Raw genomic sequence first — 22,078 nt, forward strand, 5'->3', positions numbered from 1 at the left:
ATCGCCCCCTATGGGGGCAGATCACTACGAAGGTAGATTTTTAATACTTCAACGCCACTCTCGCACTTCTAAACAACCGCATCCAAGCCCCATCTTCCGTCCAATCTTCGGGGCACCAAGAGTTGCTGACCGCTCGGAACACTCGTTCTGGGTGTGGCATCATAATAGCGACTCGTCCGTCCGTGTTGCCGATGGCAGTAATACCCAACGCCGATCCGTTCGGGTTGGCTGGGTATTGTTCGGTTGGGTTGAGATGGCTATCGACATATTGGGCAATGACCAAGTTCTGTTTTTGCAAGTTTTCGAGCTGTTCCGACCGCTTGAATTCCACCTGCCCTTCACCGTGGCTGACTGCAATCGGCATATGGCTGCCAGCTATTCCATTGAACCAGAGCGAGTTGGTGTCGTTGATTTTCACCATTGCGGCACGAGCTTCAAAACGTTCGGATTTGTTACGCACGAAGCGTGGCCAGTTTTCTGTGCCTGGAATAATTTCCGCTAGATTGGAGACCATTTGGCAACCATTACATACCCCTAATGCCAGCGTGTTCGGGTTAACGAAGAATTGGCTGAATTGATCACGCAACATTGGGTTGAATAGGATTGATTTCGCCCAGCCGCCGCCCGCACCCAGTACGTCGCCGTAAGAAAAACCACCGCACGCCACCATTGCGTTGAAGTCGTTTAGGTTGCGTCTACCAGAGATCAAGTCGGACATATGCACGTCAATTGCATTAAAGCCAGCACGGTCGAACGCTGCCGCCATTTCGTAGTGGCTGTTTACGCCTTGCTCACGCAAGATAGCGATGGTTGGTTTCGTGCCTTTGTTGATGAAAGGCAGGGCAATATCTTCATTCACATCATAGGTTAAAAACGCCGATAAGCCTTTGTTATTCGCGTCTTTTTTCGCTTCAAACTCTTGGTCTGCACATTCAGGATTATCACGCAAACGCTGCATTTGGTGGGTTAATTCCGCCCAGATGCCTCGCAGTTCGGAGCGTTTTTGGCTGAATACCATTTCGCCATTTCGGGTGATTTCAAAGCCATCACCCTGTGCGACTGAACCGATATCGTAGGTAAGATTTGCAAGATTTTCCGCTTTTAATACCGCTTGTACGCTCTCTAAATCAGAGGTTTTAACTTGAATAACTGCCCCAAGTTCTTCGTTGAACAGCACGCCTAAGTCGTCTGTTCCCAAGCGGTCGATTTCAGCACGAATTTTGCAATTTCCGGCAAATGCCATTTCCGCAAGGGTCGTGATTAAACCACCGTCTGATTTATCGTGGTAAGCCAGTAGCTTGCCATCACGAACCAAGGTTTGTATTGCGTTAAAGAAACCTTTTAAGCGTGCCACATTCACCACGTCCGCCGGTTTGTCGCCGATCTGTTTATACACTTGAGCCAGAGCGGTCGCACCTAAGCGGTTGTTGCCTTCGCCTAAGTCGATTAACAGCAAGCGAGTGTCGCCTTTGTCGGTACGAAGTTGTGGGGTAACGGTTTTACGCACATCTTCCACACGGGCGAATGCGGAAATCACGAGAGAAAGAGGCGCAGTTACCGATTTTTGTTCGCCGTTCTCTTCCCAAGTGGTTCGCATCGACATTGAGTCTTTACCCACTGGGATTGTAATGCCAAGTGCAGGGCAAAGCTCTTCGCCCACGGCTTTTACGGCTTCATAAAGCCCTGCATCTTCCCCCTCGTGACCTGCTGCTGACATCCAGTTTGCTGAAAGTTTAATCCGTTTAATATCACCAATGTTGGTTGCAGCAATGTTAGTAATGCTTTCTGCCACGGCGAGGCGAGCTGAGGCAGCAAAGTCAAGCAAAGCAACAGGTGATCGCTCGCCAATTGACATTGCTTCACCGTGATAGCTGTCTAAACTTGCGGTGGTGACAGCACAATCCGCCACTGGAATTTGCCACGGACCGACCATCTGATCTTGTGCAACCATACCGGTTACCGAACGGTCTCCGATAGTAATCAGGAAGGTCTTTTCCGCCACCGCAGGCAAACGTAATACACGATGAAATGCCTCTTTGAGATCAATATCAGCGGTGACAAGCGGTGGATTTTTTACGGTTTTTGACGAAGCATCTCGTTGCATTTTCGGAGTTTTACCAAGCAGTACATTCATCGGCAAATCGATCGGCTTATTGTTGAAATGGGTGTCAGCAAGGGTTAAATGCTTCTCTTTCGTTGCCTCGCCAATCACCGCAAATGGGGCTCTTTCCCTTTCGCACAATGCTGTGAAAATGTCGAGTTTTTCAGGGGAAACGGCAAGCACATAACGCTCTTGCGATTCGTTACACCAAATTTCAAGTGGCGACATTCCTTTTTCATCGCACAAGATGTTACGCAAATCAAACTTACCGCCACGTTCGCCGTCGTGAACCAATTCAGGCATCGCATTTGATAAACCGCCAGCCCCCACGTCGTGAATAAATAAAATTGGGTTCTCCGCCCCCATCTGCCAGCAACGGTCGATCACTTCTTGGCAGCGACGTTCCATTTCTGGGTTTTCACGCTGAACCGAGGCAAAATCCAAATTCTCTTTCGATTTGCCCGAAGCCATAGACGAAGCCGCACCGCCACCCAAGCCAATATTCATCGCAGGGCCGCCAAGCACAATTAATTTTGCTCCCACTGGGATTTCGCCTTTTTGCACGTGTTCAGCACGAATGTTGCCAATACCGCCAGCAAGCATAATTGGTTTATGGTAACCCCGCACTTCCTCGCCTGCAAAACTATTTACTTTTTCTTCGTAAGTGCGGAAGTAGCCAAGCAATGCGGGGCGACCGAACTCATTATTAAATGCAGCACCGCCAAGTGGGCCTTCGATCATAATATCTAACGCAGAAGCAATACGGCTCGGTTTAGAGAGGGGATTTTCCCATGGCTGTTCAAAGTTTGGAATAACCAAATTTGAGACCGAGAAGCCTGTCAAACCTGCTTTCGGCTTCGCTCCACGCCCAGTTGCCCCTTCGTCACGAATTTCACCGCCCGAACCTGTCGCTGCACCAGGGAATGGCGAGATAGCAGTCGGATGATTATGGGTTTCCACTTTCATTAAAATATGCGCATCTTCTTGATGGTAACGATATTGCCCGTCTTGATCTGGAAAGAAACGACCAACGGTTGAACCTTCCATCACGGCGGCATTGTCTTTATAAGCGGAAAGCACATAGTCAGGCGTTTTCTCAAAGGTATTTTTGATCATTTTGAACAGGGATTTTTCCTGTTTCACGCCGTCAATCGTCCAGTCTGCGTTAAAAATTTTGTGGCGACAGTGTTCTGAGTTAGCTTGGGCAAACATATAAAGCTCGATGTCATTCGGGTTACGCCCCAGTGCGGTGAAATTTTGCACCAAATAATCAATTTCATCTTCCGCCAACGCCAAGCCTAAATTGATGTTCGCGTTCTCTAACGCCTTGCGACCACCGCCTAAAATATCCACCGAAGTGAATGGTTTTGGTTCTTGTTGGGCAAACAATTGAGCGGCATCGGCAGCGTCTTTCAGCACGGTTTCCATCATACGATCGTGCAGCAAGCCTTTGAGCGTGGTAAGTTGGGACTCGCTCAGCTCGGCAGAAAATTCAAAATAGTACACCACGCCACGCTCAATACGCTCAACCGCGTCTAAGCCACAATTATGGGCGATGTCCGTTGCTTTAGACGACCAAGAGGAAATGGTACCAACCCGTGGGGTCACAAATAATGCAAAACCCGTTGGCTCTTGCTCTTTCAATGTAGGTCCATAATGCAACAGTTCTTGAATTTTCGCTGTTTCGGCTTCAGCAAGCGGTCGATTTAGGGCAATAAAATGCAAAAATTCGGCATACACCGATTTAACAGGAAGTTGATTTTGCTGGAATTTTTGATGAAGTTGGTTTAAACGAAATTCAGAAAGGGCTGGCGAGCCACGAAAGATCTGCATAGTCATTGATGATATTTTCCTATCTAAAATGAAAATTTGTGCTGATTATAATTCATTACGCAAACGGTTGCTAGCATTGAAAAATAAGGGAAAGATAATTCTCTTCAAATTTATTTGCTAGCATCGAATAAATTTATTTGTTACTATCAAACAAATTCATTCAATACCAATAAACACTTATGATACTAAAATCCGATCTCCTTGATATAATTAGCATTCAGCAACAACAATTAGCCTTTCAACAAAGCTATCCTAGAGAAATGTTGCCACAACTGCGTTTTTATAACGAAATGGCATTAATTATTACTGGCATCAGACGTTGCGGCAAAAGCACATTGCTTACCCAACTTTTACAGCAACAAAATCTACAAACAACGCTGTTTATCAATTTTGATACGCCAAGGCTGTTTGATTTCCAATTCAGCGATTTCCGTTTGTTAGATGAAATCATTCAAGAAAAACAGGTTAAAATCCTTTTTTTTGATGAAATCCAAGTTATTGATCAATGGGAAATCTATGTGCGAGGCAAGCTCGATGAAGGGTATCAAGTGATTGTGACAGGCTCAAATGCCTCATTATTAAGCCGAGAACTCGGCACAAAATTAACTGGCAGGCATATTAGCAAAGAGCTGTTCCCTTTTTCATTTTCTGAATTTTGTGCGTTTCTACAATTACCGCAAAATGCGGAAAGCGTGGAGAAATATTTGCACAAAGGCGGTTTTCCACAATATTTGAAAACGCAAGAAAATGAACTGTTTGAACATTTAATCAACGATATTTTATACCGTGATATTGTGGTGCGCTACGCTATTCGGGACGAACAATCAATGAAACGGCTTGTACTGTTTTTAGCCAGCAATGTAGGGAACTTAATTTCAGCGAGTAAGCTCACCCAAAGTTTAAATGTAAAAAGCACCTCCACCGTGCAGGAATATTTAACTTACTTAGAAAACGCTTATTTGATACAGCTTATCCCCAAATTTGCGTACTCTTATAAAGCTCAGTTAGTGAACCCTCGCAAGGTCTATTTTATTGATAACGGCTTACAAGAAGCAATTTCCCCCTCTTTTACGGCAGATCTCGGTAGGAAATTAGAAAATGCCGTATTTTGGGCATTACGCCGCCAATATCAAGAGATCTATTATTACAACGAAAATAATAAAGAGTGTGACTTCGTGGTGTGTAAAAATGCTCAACCACAACAGCTTATTCAGGTTTGTTTAACGCTGAATGCCGAAAATCGAGAACGAGAAATTCAGGGTGTATTAGATGCAATGCGTTTTTTCGACTTTGATAACGGCTATATCATTACGTTAAACCAAAAAGATAAAGTGATCAGTGACGGAAAAACCATTGAGATTATTCCTTTTACCGAATTTTTTGTGAATTAACGTGACATTTGCAAAAAAATCAGGAAATTTGACCGCTTGTAAAACAAATGTGATCACGCTCTAAAAATCCGATTTATCCACTCGACAGACCGACCTACAAGCGGTTAAATTTATGTCTAAATTTACTAAGGACTATTTATGCAGCAACGACAAGATAAAATCATCGCTTATCTCGCCCAATTTGATGAGGCTAGCGTGCAAGAATTGGCTGAACATTGTTCAGTTTCTATTGAGACTATCCGCCGAGATTTAAATAGATTAGATAAAAACGGGCTGCTACACCGCACACATGGTGGGGCGGTTAGTCATAAGAAAAGAGATATCGGACGTTCATTTAGTACTCGCTTACGAGCAAATAGCGAAGCTAAACGACATATTGCAGAAAATGTTGTCTCTTATTTACAACCAGAATCCGTGATTGCCCTTGATGCTAGCTCAACCTCTTGGAACGTAGCACAACGCATTCCAAATATTCCCTGTACGATTGTAAGTAGCTCTATGCGGATTATTCGCAGTCTTTCACATAAACCACACATTAGAACCGTTGCGACGGGTGGGATATATTCAGAGAAATATGATGCTTTTTATGGACCGCTTTCTGAGCAGCTATTATCTCGCTTGAAAATTGATATCGCGATTATCTCTTGTACAGGTATTGCAGACAATGTAATTTGGGAATCCAATGAAATTAATATTTCCTTCAAACGGAAATTGTTGGCAAATAGTAAAGCGGTGTTTTTGTTGGTTGATCACAGCAAATTTGATCGTAAAGACTTAATTCAAATGGAAATGCTCTCTTGTGTTAATAAACTGTTTGTCGATCAAATACCCCCTAAGGTTGTACAAAATTACTGTTTAGAAAACCAAATTCAACTCATTATCTAGTTATTTCTTCCTCCTCAATATGCCCGATTTTGCCCGAAAAAAGTAAAATCGGGCATATTTTTTTAGACTTTCAACTAAAAACTATCCAAATTTTGTGATCCTAATCACAAAAATTAAACGATTTTAGAATTTCTCTTCATCAGATCTATTGCCTGTGCATAATAAATTCATCAATACAGTTTTTAAACCCAATCGGGAGAACTATTTATGACAACGTTAAAATCCACCCCTGTTAAAATTGGTATCCGCCCAACTATTGACGGTCGCCGTTTAGGAGTGCGTGAATCACTTGAAGATCAAACAATGAATATGGCGAAAGCCGTAGCAAATTTAATTCAATCTGAACTCCGTCATCCAAATGGCGATGTTGTTGAGTGCGTAATTGCAGATAGCACCATCGGTGGTGTTGCCGAAGCAGCGACTTGTGCGGAAAAATTCAAACGTGAAAATGTCGGTGCAGTTATCACCGTTACCCCTTGTTGGTGCTATGGCTCAGAAACGATTGATATGGATCCACATATACCGAAAGCGATTTGGGGCTTTAACGGCACAGAACGCCCAGGTGCAGTCTATTTAGCCGCAGCTCTCGCAGGACATAGCCAATTAGGTTTACCCGCCTTCTCAATCTACGGCACTGAAGTACAAGAAGCTGGAGACCAATCCATTCCTGCGGATGTGCGTGAAAAATTATTGCGTTTTGCTCGTGCAGGTTTAGCGGTGGCGACTTTGCGTGGTAAATCTTATTTATCTATCGGCTCCGTTTCAATGGGGATTGCTGGCTCTATCGTAAACCAAGAGTTCTTCCAAAACTATTTGGGTATGCGTAATGAATATGTGGATATGACCGAAATCAAACGCCGTCTAGACCGCAACATTTACGATGAAGCCGAATTTAAATTAGCGATGGAATGGGTGAAAGTCTATTGCAAAGAAGGGGTTGATGTTAATGCTCCAGAAAACCAACGCTCGCCAGAAGAACGTGAAAAACTTTGGGAAGATGTGGTGAAAATGACCATCATCGCCCGTGATTTAATGGTGGGCAACCCACGTTTAGCTGAATTAGGCTACGGCGAAGAAGCATTAGGTCACAATGCCATCGCTGCTGGTTTCCAAGGGCAACGCCATTGGACAGACCATTTGCCAAACGGTGACTTTTTAGAAGCAATGCTAAATTCCACCTACGACTGGAACGGTGTGCGTCCGCCATACATTATGGCAACCGAAAACGACAGCTTAAATGGCGTGAATATGTTATTCGGTAACTTATTAACCGGTCAGGCTCAAGTGTTTGCTGATGTGCGTACTTACTGGAGCGAAGACTCGGTTGAGCGGGTCACAGGCTGGCGTCCGGAAAGTGGCTTTATCCACTTAATCAATTCAGGTTCAGCAGCGTTAGACGGCACAGGTCAGCACACTGACAAAGACGGCAAACCAACCATCAAACCTGCTTGGGAAGTAACAGAAGAAGATGGAAAACGCTGTTTAGAGAATACACATTGGTGTCCAGCGGTTCACGAATACTTCCGTGGCGGCGGTTTATCATCACAATTCTTAACCAAAGGCGGAATGCCATTTACGATGCACCGCATCAACTTAATCAAAGGTATTGGGCCGGTGTTACAAATTGCGGAGGGTTGGTCTATCGACTTACCAGAACACGTTCACGATACCTTAAACAAACGCACCAACGAAACTTGGCCAACCACGTGGTTCGTACCACGCTTAACAGGCAAAGGGGCATTTGCTGATGTGTATAGCGTGATGGCGAACTGGGGAGCAAACCACTGCGTAGCCACTTACGGACACGTGGGTGCAGACTTAATCACCCTTGCTTCAATGTTACGCATTCCAGTTTGTATGCACAATGTGGAAGACAAAGACGTATTCCGCCCAAGTGCGTGGAATGGCTTTGGACAAGACAAAGAAGGTCAAGACTACAGAGCTTGTGCAAACTTCGGACCGCTGTATAAATAAGTAAAAAATCGCCCTCTCCCCTTGCGGGAGAGGGACAGCAACACAATTCGTTCAAAATGGTGTTGCAGGGAGAGGGGGCAACAAGCGGTCACTTTTCTCTCACAATTTACCCCCTCTCTGATTAAATTGCTGAACGCAATTTAATCGGTCTCTCCCACAAGGGGAGAGAGTAAAATGAAGGAGATAAAAATGCCAATTTCCCTTATTTTTGACTGTGGTGCCACCAATCTACGAACTATCGCAATCGACCAAACAGGTCAAATTGTGGCGGCACATCACTTACCGAATAACACGCAGCCTGATGCGGAAAATCCTGAGTTTCACATTTGGGATATTGAAGAAATTTGGTCAAAACTAATGATTTGTGCCAAACAAACCCTTGCTCAACTTTCGGAACAACAACGACAACAAATTGTTGGGATTTCCGTCACGACATTTGGCGTGGACGGTGCATTTTTTGATAAAAACGGCAAGCAGCTTTACCCGATTATTTCGTGGAAATGCCCAAGAACCTTGCCAATTATGGAAAATCTCGCCCATTATATTGATGTAGAAGCCTTATATCGCCGCAACGGCGTGGGGCATTACAGCTTTAACACCTTATTCAAATTATTGTGGCTAAAAGAGAACAAACCTGACATTTACACCCAAGCAGAGAGCTTCTTATTTATTTCGTCCATTTTGACCTACCGACTAACGGGTGTACAAAGCACCGACCGCACAATGGCAGGCACCTCAATGATGACAAATATTGAAAACGACGCTTGGGATAACGAAGTGTTAGAGCTGCTCGGCTTAACCGAAAAACACTTCCCACCAATGAAAAATGCAGGCGAGGTTGTGGGAACATTAAAAAGAGAGATTTCCCACGAGTTAGGGCTAAGCGGTCAAATTCCAGTGATTTCTTGCGGACACGACACCCAATTTGCAATTTTCGGTTCAGGGGCTGGCTACAATCAGCCTGTTTTAAGCTCTGGCACTTGGGAAATTTTAATGGTTCGCTCCCCCAAAGCAAAACCGCAACCGCAATTTGTGGAAAATGGCTTAACCATTGAGTTTGACAGCCAGTCAGGCTATTTCAACCCAGGTGTGCAATGGGTGGCTTCAGGCGTGATGGAGTGGGTTGGCAAACGCTTCTTCTCTGATGCGGCAGATACACCGAACTACTACGCCACAATGATTGGCGAAGCAACAGAAGTACCAGCTGGCTCAAACGGCGTGAAATTGGTCGGCAACTTTGACGGCACAACAGACCAAACAGGATCCATTACAGGTTTATCTATGCACACCTCTCGTGGCGAAATTTATCGAGCAGGTTTGGAGTATATGGCTCACCTCCTAAAAGACGGACTGAACGTATTACAAGAAGTCGGCAACTTCAATGCGGAAAGTTTGATTTGTGTAGGCGGAGGTTCTAAAAATGCGTTGTGGAACCAAATCCGAGCCGATGTGCTAAATCGCCCGATTGATGTGGTGGATTTCCCAGAAAGTACGGTGTTGGGGGCAGCAATGTTCACCTTTGCTGGAGCTGGAGTGTTTGACAGCCCGAATGTCGCACAACAGGCAATGAAGCCAAATGTGAAACGGGTTGAGCCATCAGCAAATAATCAATTTTATAGATAGCGTTTCCCGCTCTCTCCCACAGGGGGGAGATATATGTCCTCGCCCCTTGTGGGAGAGGGACAGATTTGAGGTTCGTTCAGAACCTCAAATCAGGGAGAGGGGTAAAATTAGATGGTATTTCTGCCCTATTCGAATTTAACCAATATGTTGAAGCCCCACTAGCAATTTACAACAGAGCGAAAGCCGCTTATGCGGTGGTGATTACTGGCGAGTTGGCGAAATATGGCAATATTATTATCAAAAAAGGCGTCACACCAGTTTAAGTACAAGCGGTTAAAAAATCAGAATTTTTTACAAAAACAAAATTAAAAGGAGTTCCAAAATGGAAAGACAACAACTGGCAAGACAAATTATTGACACCTGTCTTGAAATGACCCGAATCGGGTTAAACCAAGGCACAGCAGGTAATGTCAGTGTGCGTTATAAAGACGGTATGCTGATTACCCCAACAGGCACACCTTATGAAGAAATGACGGAAGATTCTATCGTGTTTGTTGATGGTAACGGTAAGCACGAAGAGGGTAAACTCCCCTCAAGCGAATGGCAGTTCCATTTGGCAGTTTATGAAGCTCGTTCAGAGCTAAATGCAGTGGTGCATAACCACGCAAAAAACTGTGCCGCAGTTTCTATTTTAGGTGAACCGATACCCGCTATTCACTATATGATTGCGTGTACTGGCACCGACCATATTCCGTGCGTACCTTACGCCCCCTTTGGCACCCATCAATTAGCCGATTATGTGCGAGAAGGAATTAAAAGCAGTAAAGCAATTTTATTGGCACATCACGGCTTAATCACTGCCGATAAAACCCTAGACAAAACCCTCGGTGTGGCTCACGAAGTAGAAGTGATCGCAGAATGGTATCTGAAATTACTCGCTACAGGTAAAGCTATCCCAACGTTAAACAAAGAACAGATGGATATCGTATTAGAAAAATTTAAATCCTACGGTTCTTGGGTGGAAGAAAGGTAAGTTACAAGCGGTCATTTTTCACGAAAAACTAACCAAACAGAAAGGGCATTGTTTAAAAATGCCCTTTCTGTTTACAGGAAAAACACCCCAATTTGGAAGAGTTTTTCAATTTCATCGATCTGTTTTTTATCATTCACAAAAATAATGACTCGGTCATTTTCTTCAATTACTGTTGATTTATGGGCAATAATCACCGCTTCTCTACGAACCACCGCACCAATAATGGCACCTTGCGGTAACTTAATTTCTCGAATTTGTTTGCCAACCACTTTAGAAGAGGTTTCATCACCGTGAGCAATAATTTCTACCGCACCCGCCACGCCGAGTTTTAACGAAGACACTTGTAAAATATCGCCTTTTCGTACATAGCTAGCAAGGGCAGAAATCGTCGCTTGTTGTGGCGATATTGCAATATCAATCGTACCGCCTTGAATTAAGTGTAAATAAGCCAAACGCTGCACTAAAACGATCACTTTCTTCGCACCAAGCCGTTTAGCAAGCAAGGCTGACATAATATTAGACTCATCATCGCTCGTCACGGCAAGGAATAAATCAATATTTTCAATATGTTCTTCAAACAATAGCTCTTTATCCGAGGCATCGCCAGTTAAAACGAGGGTTTTAGACAGTTTTTCCGCCAATTTTTCAGCACGTTTTGGGTTACGTTCAATAATTTTAACACTATATTGATCTTCCAAATCGTGAGCGAGTGAGGAACCGATGCTCCCTCCGCCTACAATCATAATGCGTTTGTGAGGACGCTCTAAGCGTTGCAGTTCACTCATTACCGCTCGAATATGTGAGGTTGCACAGATAAAAAACACCTCATCGCCTGCCTCAATAATGGTAGAACCTTGTGGCACAATAGACTTGTCTTGGCGAAAAATAGAGACCACACGCACTTCAATATGAGGAAGGTGATCACGCAACGCCGAAATCGGGTAACCAACCAGAGGGCCGCCATAATAGGCTTTCACATTTACAATGCTCACTTGCTCATTCGCAAAATGGGTAATTTGCAACGCCCCCGGATAGTGAATAAGGCGAAGAATATCTTTTTTTACTAGCATTTCAGGCGCAATAATATGATCGATGGGCAACACATTATCGTTAAACAGCAGCTCTTTTTCTCGCACATAATCCGCACTTCGAATACGGGCAATTTTAGTTGGCACATTAAACAGAGTATAAGCAATTTGGCAGGCAATCATATTCACCTCATCGCTGTCTGTTACTGCAACCAACAAATCTGCATCGCTTGCCCCCGCCTCTCGCAATACTTGTGGCGAAGCAAATTCGCCTCGAATCACTTGTAAATCGTGCTTGTCTTTAAGTTTATCTAAACGAGAGGGGTCATTATCAATTAAAACCAAATCGTTATTTTCGCTGACTAAATTTTCTGCCAGTGTTGAGCCCACCTGCCCCGCACCTAAAATGATAATTTTCATTTAATTTGCCACTTTTTGTAATTTTGCGTAGAAAAATCCATCGCCACTATTTTGCTCAGGAAAAAACTGTTTCTCTAGCACTTTTTCGCCGTTAAAATCCATTTCCACTAATTTTGCAGTTGGCATTTCTTGTACAAATCGTTGAATTTGCTCACTATTTTCTTCGGGTAGCACTGAGCAAGTTGCATAAAGCAAAATGCCATTGGGTTTTAGTCTTTCCCATAAGGCATTGAGAATATTTCTTTGTAGTGTTGCCAGCTCTGCAATATCGCTTTCTTGGCGAAGCCATTTAATATCTGGATGACGGCGAATAACGCCTGTTGCAGAACAAGGGGCATCAAGCAAAATGCGATCGAACATCACACCTTTTTCTAGCCATTCATCAGGTTTGGCAGCATCGCCACACATTATCTCTGCGGTTTGTCCAAGTCGGGCGAGGTTCTCACGCACGCGGTGTAAGCGGTTTTCTTCAATATCTAACGCCATCACTTTCGCCAGTGGCGATTTTTCTAAAATATGGGTGGTTTTTCCACCCGGGGCGGCACAGGCATCTAAAATCAGCTCGCCATTTTCTGCCCCTAATAATTCCGCCGACCATTGGGCGTGAGCATCTTGCACGGTTGCCCAGCCTTGTTCAAAATGAACAAGTTGATTAACAACAACGGGTTTGTCTAACAAAATCGCACATTCGGGAATATTCGCTGAAGTACAAGCGGTCGAATTTTCCGAATTTTTTGCAACTAAATCATTAAGCAGTGCCGCATAATCTTTTGCTTTAATATGTTGCTGATTAACACGAATCCACATTGGAGGGCGTTGGTTATTTGCCTCAATAATTTCACGCCAATGAGGGTAGGCTTTTTTTAACTTGTTTACCAACCATTCGGGGTGCAGGGTTTGCCAATGCTTATCCACTTTCGCCAAAATGCTTTCTTGTTCACGCAAAAAACAGCGTAACACACCATTTGTTAAAGCACGAAAACTATCCAATTTTAATGCTTTAGTCGCATTCACCACTTCATCAACCGCAGCGTGGGCAGGCACTCGCATATAAAGAAGTTGATATAACCCCACCAACAACAAACAATGCACCAAACGCGTTTTGCCTTTGAGCGGTTTTGCCACCAATAATTTGATGATAGCCTCAAGGCGAGGCAACACTCGGCACACCCCAAAAGTAATTTCTTGCACAAGCGGTAAATCTTTTGGGTTAAGTTGTTTTTGCGCGTCAAACATCAGCGTAGAAAGCGATTTACCTTGCTCAAGTACTTGTAAAAGAATATTTGCACTCATCGCTCGAGAAGAGAGTGCAGCAGAATTTTTTTTCATAAATAAAAATGCCATTCGGATAGAATGGCACTATTGTAACTGAATGCGTTATTATCTTAAAACTAAAATTGGTTTAGTGCTATTACGAGCCACTTTTACCGTATTAGAACTCAGCCCCTTCGCATTCGGCTTACTACTTGCAAGCATCAGAATTAAATCGACCGCTTTCTCTTCTGCAATACGACAAATTTCTTCATAAATTGTGCCATACGCCACAATGTGCTGCACTTTTGAGCCCGTAGGAAAATGGGCTTTAGTAAAGTCGTGCAATTTTTGATTCGCTTCTGCAACCACTTCTTTATCAAAATTTTTCGGCAAAAAAGCGGAAATCAAACTGTTATCTACCGGCTCAATAATAGATGCCACACGATAAACCGCATTTGGATTATTTGCGGTAATCTGCAATGCTGTATCGACTGCATATTTTGCACTTTTAAGATCGGTTAAATCAATGGCAATAAGTATTTTGTTATACATAATTAAATCCTATAGGGAGGACATTGCCTCCCTTTTATTTATGATTTTTTCACTCTACGGCGTTGGTTTGCCACAACACCAAACACAACCAATAAAGCAGGAATGAACATCCACTCTTTCGCTGGAGCGGATTGTGGAACAGCCACATAAAGTAACGTTTGATCCCAATTCAAGCCAGCTTTAGCGGCTGGAGAATCAATTTCAACCATATCAATCACGAGTTTTGGCGTGTCTATACCATCAACGTGAATTTTCTCATCGGTTTGAATAAGCGTTAAACCTACGTTTTTCAAACGCTCTTCACCCGTTGAGCCTTCTGGTACAGGTAATTGAGCGTAAAACTCAATTTCTTTACCGTAAGGATTTAACCCTTTCACTTTTAAGGTCACATTTTGACCTACCTGACTTTCAAGCAACTGTTCTTCAAAATGCACTGGCTCAATATGACGTTCAGACGGATAAATACGATCCATAAAAAAGCCTGGGCGAAATAATGCAAAGGCTGCAATCACAAGTAATGCCGTTTCCCACCATTTATTTTTAGTTAAAATATAATTCATGGTTGCCGAGGTAAACGCTAACACCCCAACCGTTGCAGTAAAGAACACCAACCAACCCTGTCCTGGATAGTGAAGATCAATCAACAATAAATCCGTATTAAAAATAAATAGGAACGGAAGAATTGCGGTTCTCAAACTATATAAAAAAGCCACTAAACCTGTTTTAATTGGGCTACCGCCTGAAATTGCCGCGGCAGCGAAAGAGGCTAAACCGACAGGCGGCGTCACATCTGCCATAATCCCGAAATAGAACACAAATAAATGCACCGCAATAAGTGGCACAATTAATCCATTTTGACGCCCTACTTCCACAATCACGGTTGCCATTAATGATGACACCACAATATAGTTTGCCGTTGTAGGTAATCCCATTCCTAAAATCAAACTAAAAATGGCAACTAAAATCAACATTAACACAATGTTACCCATTGACAGAATTTCAATCACGCTTGAAAGCTGAACACCAAATCCTGTTAATGCAACAACACCCACAATCACCCCTGCCGTTGCGGTAGCTAAGGCAATACCCGTCATATTACGACCACCTGCCTCAAGGCTATCAATCACATCTTTTAGCCCCTGCTTGACAAGTTCAACCGTCACCGCCTCTTTGCGGAAAACGTGTAGTAAAGGACGCTGAGTTAATTGAATGAAAATCAGCGTAACGGTTCCCCAAAATGCAGAAAGCCCTGGTGAAAGCATTTCAACCATTAAGCACCAAAGCAATACCACAACAGGAATTAAGTAATGTAAGCCAGCATTTACCGTTGGTTTTTTCTTCGGTAACGACACAATACCTGAATTTGGATCATCTGCCTCTAAATCAGGAAAGCTCGCCACCCGACGAATGGCTAACAAATACCACACCGCTAATAAAGCACACACAATCCCAAAGGCAAAATCAGGCGTAATGGCACGAATCCAACCTAAACCGTAATAAACGCCAATCACCAAAGCTAACACCACTAAAATTGAGGTCACTGCTCTTAATAAAAACACCAATATTGGGCTAGGCGGCTCACTTCTTGGCAAGCCTTGCAAATTCATTTTACAGGCTTCCAAATGCACGATATACACCAAGGCGATATAAGAAATCAACGCGGGTAAAAACGCGTGTGTAATCAACTGGCTATAAGGCATATTCACATATTCAATCATCAAAAACGCCGCAGCCCCCATAACAGGCGGCATAATCTGCCCATTTACTGATGAAGCAACCTCTACCGCACCCGATTTTTCTTTGCTAAAGCCCACACGTTTCATCATTGGAATGGTAAACGTGCCTGTTGTCACCACATTAGCGATAGACGAACCCGAAATCAAACCAGTTAATGCCGAAGAAACCACTGCGGCTTTTGCAGGACCACCACGCAAGTGACCTAAATAAGCAAACGCCGTTTTAATGAAGTAATTCCCTGCCCCTGCTTTATCTAACAACGCACCGAATAACACAAATAAGAACACATATTTAGTGGAAACACCCAATGCAACCCCAAACACCCCCTCTGTGGTAATCCATTGCTGGTTAATGATTTGAGAAAGAGAACCAGAACGATGGCTTACAATCCAATCAGCAGGAAAATACTGCCCAAAGAAATTATAAACCAAGAACACCATCGCAATAATCACAAGTGGCAAGCCAAGGCTACGGCGAGTGGCTTCAAGCACCAATAAAATCCCCAAACAGCCTGCAATAATATCTTGCGTATTAGGCGCCCCGAAACGTTTAACTAATCCATCATAAAAGAAAATATAATACAACGCCAAACAAGCCCCCACTATCGCAAATACCCAATCGATCTTCGGTATCCGATGTTTAGGGGAACTTGCAAAGGCAGGATAAGCCAAAAAGGCTAAAAACACCGCAAACGCCAGATGGATAGAACGAGCTTTCGTATCATCCACCACCACATTCAACGAAAAGCCTAATTGAGTGAGCCACTCTTGGAACACAAACGGCAATGGAGAGGCATAATAAATTTGAAAGAGAGACCAAAGAATAGCCCCATACACAATCGCCTTCTTCGCCAAACCAGAGGGGGTTCGCCCCCCTGTATCATTTGATGCCACCATATCTTGCAGGTCATCATAATCCGCTTTAGATTCAACCGACATAACAGATTCCTCAACAACACAAGCGGTCAAATTTTGCTAAAAATCTGCAAATTTTCTCAAAAAACGACCGCTTGCTAAGCTAAATACTATGGATAACTTATCAATCAAACGAAAAAATTGATAAATTATCCACAGTCCATAAATGCAAAAAAACCAGCACGCCAAAACGTGCTGATTAAACCCACATCACAAAATACAAAGGTTACTGCATCCAACCTTTTTCTTTATAATAACGCACCGCCCCCTCGTGCAAAGGGGCAGAAAGTGCATTTTTAATCATCTCTTCTTGTTTTAAATTCGCAAATGCTGGGTGTAAACGTTTAAAACGATCAAAATTATCAAACACCGCTTTAGTCACGGTATACACTTTATCGGCATCCACATCAGAAGATGTTACCAACGTTGCATACACCCCAAAGGTGTCTGTTGGCTCATCTGAGCCTTTATATAACCCACCAGGAATGGTTGCTTTTGCATAGTAAGAATGATCGGCAACTAATTTATCAATTTCAGGCCCCACCACTGGCACTAATTTTGCCTCACAAGACGCAGCGGCTTCTTTTAATGCCCCATTTGGGTGCCCCACGTTATAAGTAATCGCATCTAAATTGTTATCACACATAACCGATGCCATTTCTGCAGGTTTTAATTCGGAGGCCACTTTAAAATCTCTATCCGTCCAACCTTTTGCGGCTAAAATCACATTCATTGTTGCACGCGTGCCCGAACCTGGGTCACCCACATTCACCCGTTTTGCCTTTAAATCATCGAAAGAGGTAATACCCGAATCCGTCCGTGCCATTACGGTAAACGGCTCGGGATGAAGGGAGAAAATGGCACGAATTTTATCATTTTTCTTCCCCTCAAATGAGCTTGAACCATTATAAGCGTGGTATTGCCAATCTGATTGAGCAATCCCCATATCCATTTCTTTCACTGCAATCGCATTTAAATTTGCCACCGAGCCGCCCGTTGATGGTGCATTACATTTCACCCCAGTTTTTGCCGTATCACGGTTTACTAACTGACAAATCGACTGCCCTACCACATAATAAACCCCCGTTTGACCACCCGTACCGATAGTCACAAACGTTTCAGCCGCGTGAACAGATGCCCCACCCATTACTAAGCTGGCAAGAAAAGAAAGTTTGACTAATTTTTTCATGATTGGCTCCTAAAAATCAGCATAAAAAAGCATTTATTTTAAGCAAACGCTCAAAACACCATAAAAACTAAGGCAATTTTTTAGCACAGATTATTTGATTAGTAAAACAATTTTTCTCGCCCCCCACACAAAAAACAGGCTAAAACTGAAAACAAATTGACAACCACCACATTCAACACTACCATTAGGGCTGATCGTGGTTATATACTTATATGATGATCATCACTAGCTAGTATTTCTTGTTTGTTACCCCCATAAGAACTTGCAAGAAATTTTTATTGTATACAATTCAATTTTTTATGGAGTTTCTATTATGAACAAAATTTTTAAAGTGAAGAAAAACGCACTTGGTCAATCTGTGGCTTGCTCAGAATTAGCTACGTCTCGCTCAAAATCACGCGTGGTAGCCACCGCATTAGCGCTTGCCGTCGCAAGTGGTGTAAGTATGGCCCAAGATGTTCAGTTTGAGCTTGATAACAATAAAATTCAGCAGCTTGCCAGACCTGATATCACGTCACACCCATCAGGTATAGGTAAACAATTAGCTGAGTTGGGTAACGCAAAAGGACAATTAAGCTTGAAGTCATTTGCAACAGATGTAATTTTAGCATTAGCTGGCTCAAGTCAATCAATGTACGATATTAAAGAGGATATAAACGTTCTAGCAGATACAGTTCTAGCTAATAAAGTTGATATTGTACACAACAAAGCAGACATTGATGCAACAGTACGTTATGTAAACGGTCTTAAAGACATAGTTAATGACAATGTAACCGATATTGCAGAAAATAAAGCATATCTTGATAGTGTCGCTGAAAGTGTTTTAGCCAACAAAGTCGCTAGTACAACGAACAAATCTGATATTGCAGAAAACAAAAAGAACATTGCAGCGAATAAAGAGCATGTAGACGTTCTAACAGATACAGTTCTAGCTAATAAAGTTGATATTGCACACAACAAAGCAGACATTGATGCAACAGCACGTTATGTAAACGGTCTTAAAGACATAGTTAATGACAATGTAACCGATATTGCAGAAAATAAAGCATATCTTAATAGCATCGCTGAAGGTGTTTTAGCCAACAAAGTCGCTAGTACAACGAACAAAGCAGACATTGATGCAACAGCACGTTATGTAAACGGTCTTAAAGACATAGTTAATGACAATGCAACCGATATCGCAGAAAATAAAGCATATCTTGATAGCGTCGCTGAAGGTGCTTTAGCCAACAAAGTTGCTAGTACAACGAACAAAGCTGATATTGCAGAAAACAAAAAGAACATTGCAGCGAATAAAGAGCATGTAGACGTTCTAACAGATACAGTTCTAGCTAATAAAGTTGATATTGTACACAACAAAGCTAAGATTCATATGCTAGAAACTTCAGTAAACAGCTTCCAAAATCAAACCTTAGATCTTACCTCAACGAAAGCCAGAGTATCTGCGTTAGAAAACAGAACTAGTGCGTTAGAAACCAGAGTGAACAAACTGAATAAAAACCTGAGTGCAGGTATTGCAGGCACAGCGGCGTTATCTATGATGCCAACTGCGGGCGAAAAAGGTGCTCACTACATTACCGCAGGTGCAGGCCATTACAACGGCCAACAAGCGATTGCTATCGGTTTAACAGGTAACTCTAATAGCGGTAAATTTAACTATAAAGTAGGTGCTTCTGCAACCACATCTGGCTCTCCAGTAGTAGGTGCAGGTGTAGGTTACCGCTGGAAATAATCATTAATAAATGATTGTGTAAAACATAAGGCACTTGCGTTTGGCAAGTGCCTTTTTTGTGCATTCATTTATGCGTTATTTATTGCGGTTTATTTTAGCTTTACCCCTACCTAAAACGTTTTACTATCTCTTAATAAATGCACATCACCTTTACGTCTTAAAAAGCCTGAACGATCAAAATATTCCATTAACTGCACGGTTAATTTTCGCCCATAGCCTAATTCATCACGCAATTGATTGACTGAAATATCCCCCTGTTTTGCCACAAGCTGCTTAATTAAGGTCGCGAATTCACTGATTTGTTCACTTAATAAAAAGCGATCTTTCACAATAGGAATAAGATAGCCTAATTTTCCTGCTTTATATAAAAGATTACGCATTTGCCCCTCCTCTACAGAAAGCTGGCTTGCTACATCACGCACCCAAAGTGCTTGGTTGGTTGCCTCAAAAAGCGGTCGAATTTGTTGCCAACATTGCCATTCAGTATGGGTAAATTCAATACGATGTTCTGGCAAATGTAACCAGCCTCGGCTGTTTGCTAATCGGTTTTCTGCCACTAGCTCTTCAATAAATTGATTGGCTAAACTTTCGGGCAAATCCAATAATGCCATACGATAAAGCCGTGCTTTGGTGACGCCTATTTGATCTTGATGTTGTTGGTGGTAGGTTGTGATGTTTTCTATCACCCGTTGTTGGGCTTGGGCTTTAAATTCGTGATTAAATAGCCATTTTGAAGAGACATCAAACCCTAATTTTGCCACCGCTTTCGTAGTCAATTGCTCCGCCCATAATAGCAATGGCAAATCAATGGCTTTTTTTTGCAGATAGAGATTAAGACGTGCGGCAAAATCATCACAAGCGGTCGTTTTTTCAAGATTTTTTACCCACGCTAAACGCTCATCGGTGCGTTTGTGGCGTTTGGGTGAGTGGATTTCTAGCACCACCGCCCCTGCTAATGTTTGGCTGTCATCTCCATTTCGGATAATCAGTTTGTCGTTTATGGCAATATGCAGCGGCTCGTCTAAAATCACTTCTGCAAAAAATTGCTGATTTTTGACCGCTTGTTTCCCCTCAAGCAAATTGAGTTTGCCTGTAATATGGCGGGCAAAATGGTAAATGTGGACGATGCTGTTTTCTTTAAAAGATTGGTTGGGCGTAAGTGAAACCGTGATGCGATCGGTGGCAAAGTGAGGCTCAAGCGTTGTTATCCAATCGCCACGCTTAATCTGCTCTTTTTCAACATTCGCAATATTTAACGCCAAACGCTGCCCTGCAGAGCCTGTTTGCGAGGGGGTGTTTTGGGCGTGAATGGCTTTTACTCGAACCGTTTTACCGTTCGATAAAAACAACTCCGATCCCACGCTCACACTGCCTGCAACCGTTGTGCCTGTTACCACTAAACCTACACCTTTAATATTAAAAACACGGTCAATCGCATAGCGAAATGGCTTGTTTGTGTGAGGATTATGTTGATTGAATTGCGTTAAATAAGCCTTTAATTCCTCAATGCCTTGCAAGGTTTTGGCAGAGGTCACAAACGTTTTCGCCTGTGCTAAAAATGGATACGCTGTTTTCACCTTTTCAATTAATGACGAAATTTGCTCGACACTCGCACGATCTGCCTTGGTGATCACAATCATAATGTGCTGAAAATTCAGCAGGCGGAGAATGTCTAAATGCTCTTCGGTTTGCGGCTTAATACCCTCTTCGGCAGAAACCACCAACAACGCGTGATGAATACTGCCCAGCCCTGCCAGCATATTGGATAAAAACCGTTGATGTCCTGGCACATCAATAAAACCTAAAATATCATTCTCAACAGGTAAATAGGCATAGCCTAAATCAATCGTTAGCCCACGTTTTTTCTCTTCGGGCAAATGGGCGGTATTGGTGCCCGTTAAGGCGTGTAAAAGCGAGGTTTTGCCGTGATCCACGTGACCTGCGGTGCAGATAATCATAGAAATCCTTGTGAAATTAGTAACTATTTTGACGAGAGGATTTGAAATCCACGATATAGACATTTTCCTGACCGATCAGGAATTTTACTTGATACTTTCCGTTTAAAATCGGAATTTCTTTTTTCTTGCGAAGTCGATAAACCTCTGCGGTATAAGAGTTTATCGACTTCGCTTTTAATTGCATCATAGAATTGCTCAGAAATAATCGGATTTTGAGATTGTTGTAAAATATAATCAGTTTGATGAAATAATTTTATTTCTGCCTTTTTCAGCCAAACAATATCATAATCAAACTTCATCATTTTTCAGACAACCCTAATTTTTTACGCAAATCTTCCATTACTTGATGATGAGATTTGGTTTCCACTAAGCCGTTCTCTAATTTATATAACAATTCAAGCTCATCATCTGTATAAAAACGGTTTTGTTTTTCTAATTGAGCAGCATTGTGTAATAACGTAAGATCCATATATCCCCCTTTGTCATTCATTGGTTAATATTCTAGCCTGATTTA

The 22,078-nt window shown here is 42.6% G+C and carries 15 protein-coding genes and 1 pseudogene; 7 read left to right on the forward strand and 9 right to left on the reverse strand.

Annotation, left to right across the window (positions count from 1 at the left end):
- Nucleotides 1-40 precede the first annotated feature (40 nt).
- Complete coding sequence (gene purL, locus GM698_RS04890) at nucleotides 41-3,940, reverse strand: phosphoribosylformylglycinamidine synthase (RefSeq protein ID WP_209289736.1); 3,900 nt, start codon at nucleotides 3,938-3,940, stop codon at nucleotides 41-43.
- 173 nt (nucleotides 3,941-4,113) lie between these two features.
- Between purL and GM698_RS04895 the strand changes: the two genes are divergently transcribed.
- The 6 genes and pseudogenes from GM698_RS04895 to GM698_RS04920 all read left to right on the forward strand — a co-directional run bounded on the left by GM698_RS04895 (nucleotide 4,114) and on the right by GM698_RS04920 (nucleotide 10,780).
- Nucleotides 4,114-5,325: an ATP-binding protein gene (locus tag GM698_RS04895; protein ID WP_209289737.1), complete on the forward strand. Its 1,212-nt coding sequence runs from the start codon at nucleotides 4,114-4,116 to the stop codon at nucleotides 5,323-5,325.
- Between the two features lie 138 nt (nucleotides 5,326-5,463).
- Complete coding sequence (locus GM698_RS04900; RefSeq protein ID WP_176807839.1) at nucleotides 5,464-6,210, forward strand: DeoR/GlpR family DNA-binding transcription regulator; 747 nt, start codon at nucleotides 5,464-5,466, stop codon at nucleotides 6,208-6,210.
- A gap of 207 nt (nucleotides 6,211-6,417) precedes the next feature.
- A complete protein-coding gene (gene fucI, locus GM698_RS04905) occupies nucleotides 6,418-8,184 on the forward strand; it encodes an L-fucose isomerase (RefSeq protein ID WP_209289738.1) in 1,767 nt (588 codons plus the stop codon).
- Nucleotides 8,185-8,373: 189 nt separating this feature from the next.
- The gene (gene fucK / locus GM698_RS04910; RefSeq protein ID WP_209289739.1) at nucleotides 8,374-9,807 is read left to right on the forward strand and encodes an L-fuculokinase; all 1,434 of its coding nucleotides are present in this window, start codon (nucleotides 8,374-8,376) and stop codon (nucleotides 9,805-9,807) included.
- A 107-nt stretch (nucleotides 9,808-9,914) separates the two neighbouring features.
- Nucleotides 9,915-10,070, forward strand: a pseudogene (locus GM698_RS10590) (RbsD/FucU domain-containing protein); the annotation flags it as partial.
- A gap of 59 nt (nucleotides 10,071-10,129) precedes the next feature.
- A complete protein-coding gene (locus GM698_RS04920; protein ID WP_209289740.1) occupies nucleotides 10,130-10,780 on the forward strand; it encodes an L-fuculose-phosphate aldolase in 651 nt (216 codons plus the stop codon).
- A gap of 71 nt (nucleotides 10,781-10,851) precedes the next feature.
- On the opposite strand, the gene trkA is transcribed toward GM698_RS04920, so the two are convergent.
- From trkA to GM698_RS04945, 5 genes are all read right to left on the reverse strand, one after another.
- Nucleotides 10,852-12,228: a Trk system potassium transporter TrkA gene (gene trkA / locus GM698_RS04925; RefSeq protein WP_176807835.1), complete on the reverse strand. Its 1,377-nt coding sequence runs from the start codon at nucleotides 12,226-12,228 to the stop codon at nucleotides 10,852-10,854.
- Nucleotides 12,229-13,557 (reverse strand): 16S rRNA (cytosine(967)-C(5))-methyltransferase RsmB, encoded by a 1,329-nt coding sequence (gene rsmB / locus GM698_RS04930; protein ID WP_209289741.1) that lies wholly within the window; start codon nucleotides 13,555-13,557, stop codon nucleotides 12,229-12,231.
- A gap of 51 nt (nucleotides 13,558-13,608) precedes the next feature.
- Nucleotides 13,609-14,034, reverse strand: coding sequence for a universal stress protein (locus tag GM698_RS04935; protein ID WP_176807833.1), 426 nt, complete (start codon nucleotides 14,032-14,034; stop codon nucleotides 13,609-13,611).
- 38 nt (nucleotides 14,035-14,072) lie between these two features.
- Nucleotides 14,073-16,709, reverse strand: coding sequence for a TRAP transporter permease (locus GM698_RS04940; protein WP_209289742.1), 2,637 nt, complete (start codon nucleotides 16,707-16,709; stop codon nucleotides 14,073-14,075).
- Between the two features lie 202 nt (nucleotides 16,710-16,911).
- Nucleotides 16,912-17,874, reverse strand: a complete 963-nt coding sequence (locus GM698_RS04945) for a TAXI family TRAP transporter solute-binding subunit (protein ID WP_176807831.1) — start codon at nucleotides 17,872-17,874, stop codon at nucleotides 16,912-16,914.
- A 313-nt stretch (nucleotides 17,875-18,187) separates the two neighbouring features.
- Here GM698_RS04945 and GM698_RS04950 point away from each other — a divergent pair, with 313 nt between their 5' ends.
- Entirely contained in the window at nucleotides 18,188-19,606 is a 1,419-nt protein-coding gene (locus GM698_RS04950; RefSeq protein ID WP_209289743.1) for a YadA-like family protein, read from the forward strand.
- Nucleotides 19,607-19,716: 110 nt separating this feature from the next.
- Here GM698_RS04950 and selB read toward each other — a convergent pair whose 3' ends face one another.
- From selB to GM698_RS04965, 3 genes are all read right to left on the reverse strand, one after another.
- On the reverse strand, nucleotides 19,717-21,564 hold the full coding sequence (selB, locus tag GM698_RS04955) for a selenocysteine-specific translation elongation factor (protein ID WP_209289744.1): 1,848 nt from the start codon (nucleotides 21,562-21,564) through the stop codon (nucleotides 19,717-19,719).
- Nucleotides 21,565-21,580: 16 nt separating this feature from the next.
- Entirely contained in the window at nucleotides 21,581-21,751 is a 171-nt protein-coding gene (locus GM698_RS10595; RefSeq protein WP_238348727.1) for a hypothetical protein, read from the reverse strand.
- 111 nt (nucleotides 21,752-21,862) lie between these two features.
- Nucleotides 21,863-22,033, reverse strand: coding sequence for a hypothetical protein (locus GM698_RS04965; RefSeq protein ID WP_209289745.1), 171 nt, complete (start codon nucleotides 22,031-22,033; stop codon nucleotides 21,863-21,865).
- Nucleotides 22,034-22,078: the final 45 nt, after the last annotated feature.

This window comes from Mannheimia sp. ZY171111, from assembly GCF_017750945.1.
GTDB lineage: Bacteria > Pseudomonadota > Gammaproteobacteria > Enterobacterales > Pasteurellaceae > Mannheimia > Mannheimia pernigra.

Bases quoted from the DNA above. Each gene is read 5' to 3' on its own strand.
- purL (WP_209289736.1), bottom strand. From the start codon at position 3,940: ATGACTATGCAGATCTTTCGTGGCTCGCCAGCCCTTTCTGAATTTCGT.
- GM698_RS04895 (WP_209289737.1), top strand. From the start codon at position 4,114: ATGATACTAAAATCCGATCTCCTTGATATAATTAGCATTCAGCAACAA.
- GM698_RS04900 (WP_176807839.1), top strand. From the start codon at position 5,464: ATGCAGCAACGACAAGATAAAATCATCGCTTATCTCGCCCAATTTGAT.
- fucI (WP_209289738.1), top strand. From the start codon at position 6,418: ATGACAACGTTAAAATCCACCCCTGTTAAAATTGGTATCCGCCCAACT.
- fucK (WP_209289739.1), top strand. From the start codon at position 8,374: ATGCCAATTTCCCTTATTTTTGACTGTGGTGCCACCAATCTACGAACT.
- GM698_RS04920 (WP_209289740.1), top strand. From the start codon at position 10,130: ATGGAAAGACAACAACTGGCAAGACAAATTATTGACACCTGTCTTGAA.
- trkA (WP_176807835.1), bottom strand. From the start codon at position 12,228: ATGAAAATTATCATTTTAGGTGCGGGGCAGGTGGGCTCAACACTGGCA.
- rsmB (WP_209289741.1), bottom strand. From the start codon at position 13,557: ATGAAAAAAAATTCTGCTGCACTCTCTTCTCGAGCGATGAGTGCAAAT.
- GM698_RS04935 (WP_176807833.1), bottom strand. From the start codon at position 14,034: ATGTATAACAAAATACTTATTGCCATTGATTTAACCGATCTTAAAAGT.
- GM698_RS04940 (WP_209289742.1), bottom strand. From the start codon at position 16,709: ATGTCGGTTGAATCTAAAGCGGATTATGATGACCTGCAAGATATGGTG.
- GM698_RS04945 (WP_176807831.1), bottom strand. From the start codon at position 17,874: ATGAAAAAATTAGTCAAACTTTCTTTTCTTGCCAGCTTAGTAATGGGT.
- GM698_RS04950 (WP_209289743.1), top strand. From the start codon at position 18,188: ATGAACAAAATTTTTAAAGTGAAGAAAAACGCACTTGGTCAATCTGTG.
- selB (WP_209289744.1), bottom strand. From the start codon at position 21,564: ATGATTATCTGCACCGCAGGTCACGTGGATCACGGCAAAACCTCGCTT.
- GM698_RS10595 (WP_238348727.1), bottom strand. From the start codon at position 21,751: ATGATGCAATTAAAAGCGAAGTCGATAAACTCTTATACCGCAGAGGTT.
- GM698_RS04965 (WP_209289745.1), bottom strand. From the start codon at position 22,033: ATGGATCTTACGTTATTACACAATGCTGCTCAATTAGAAAAACAAAAC.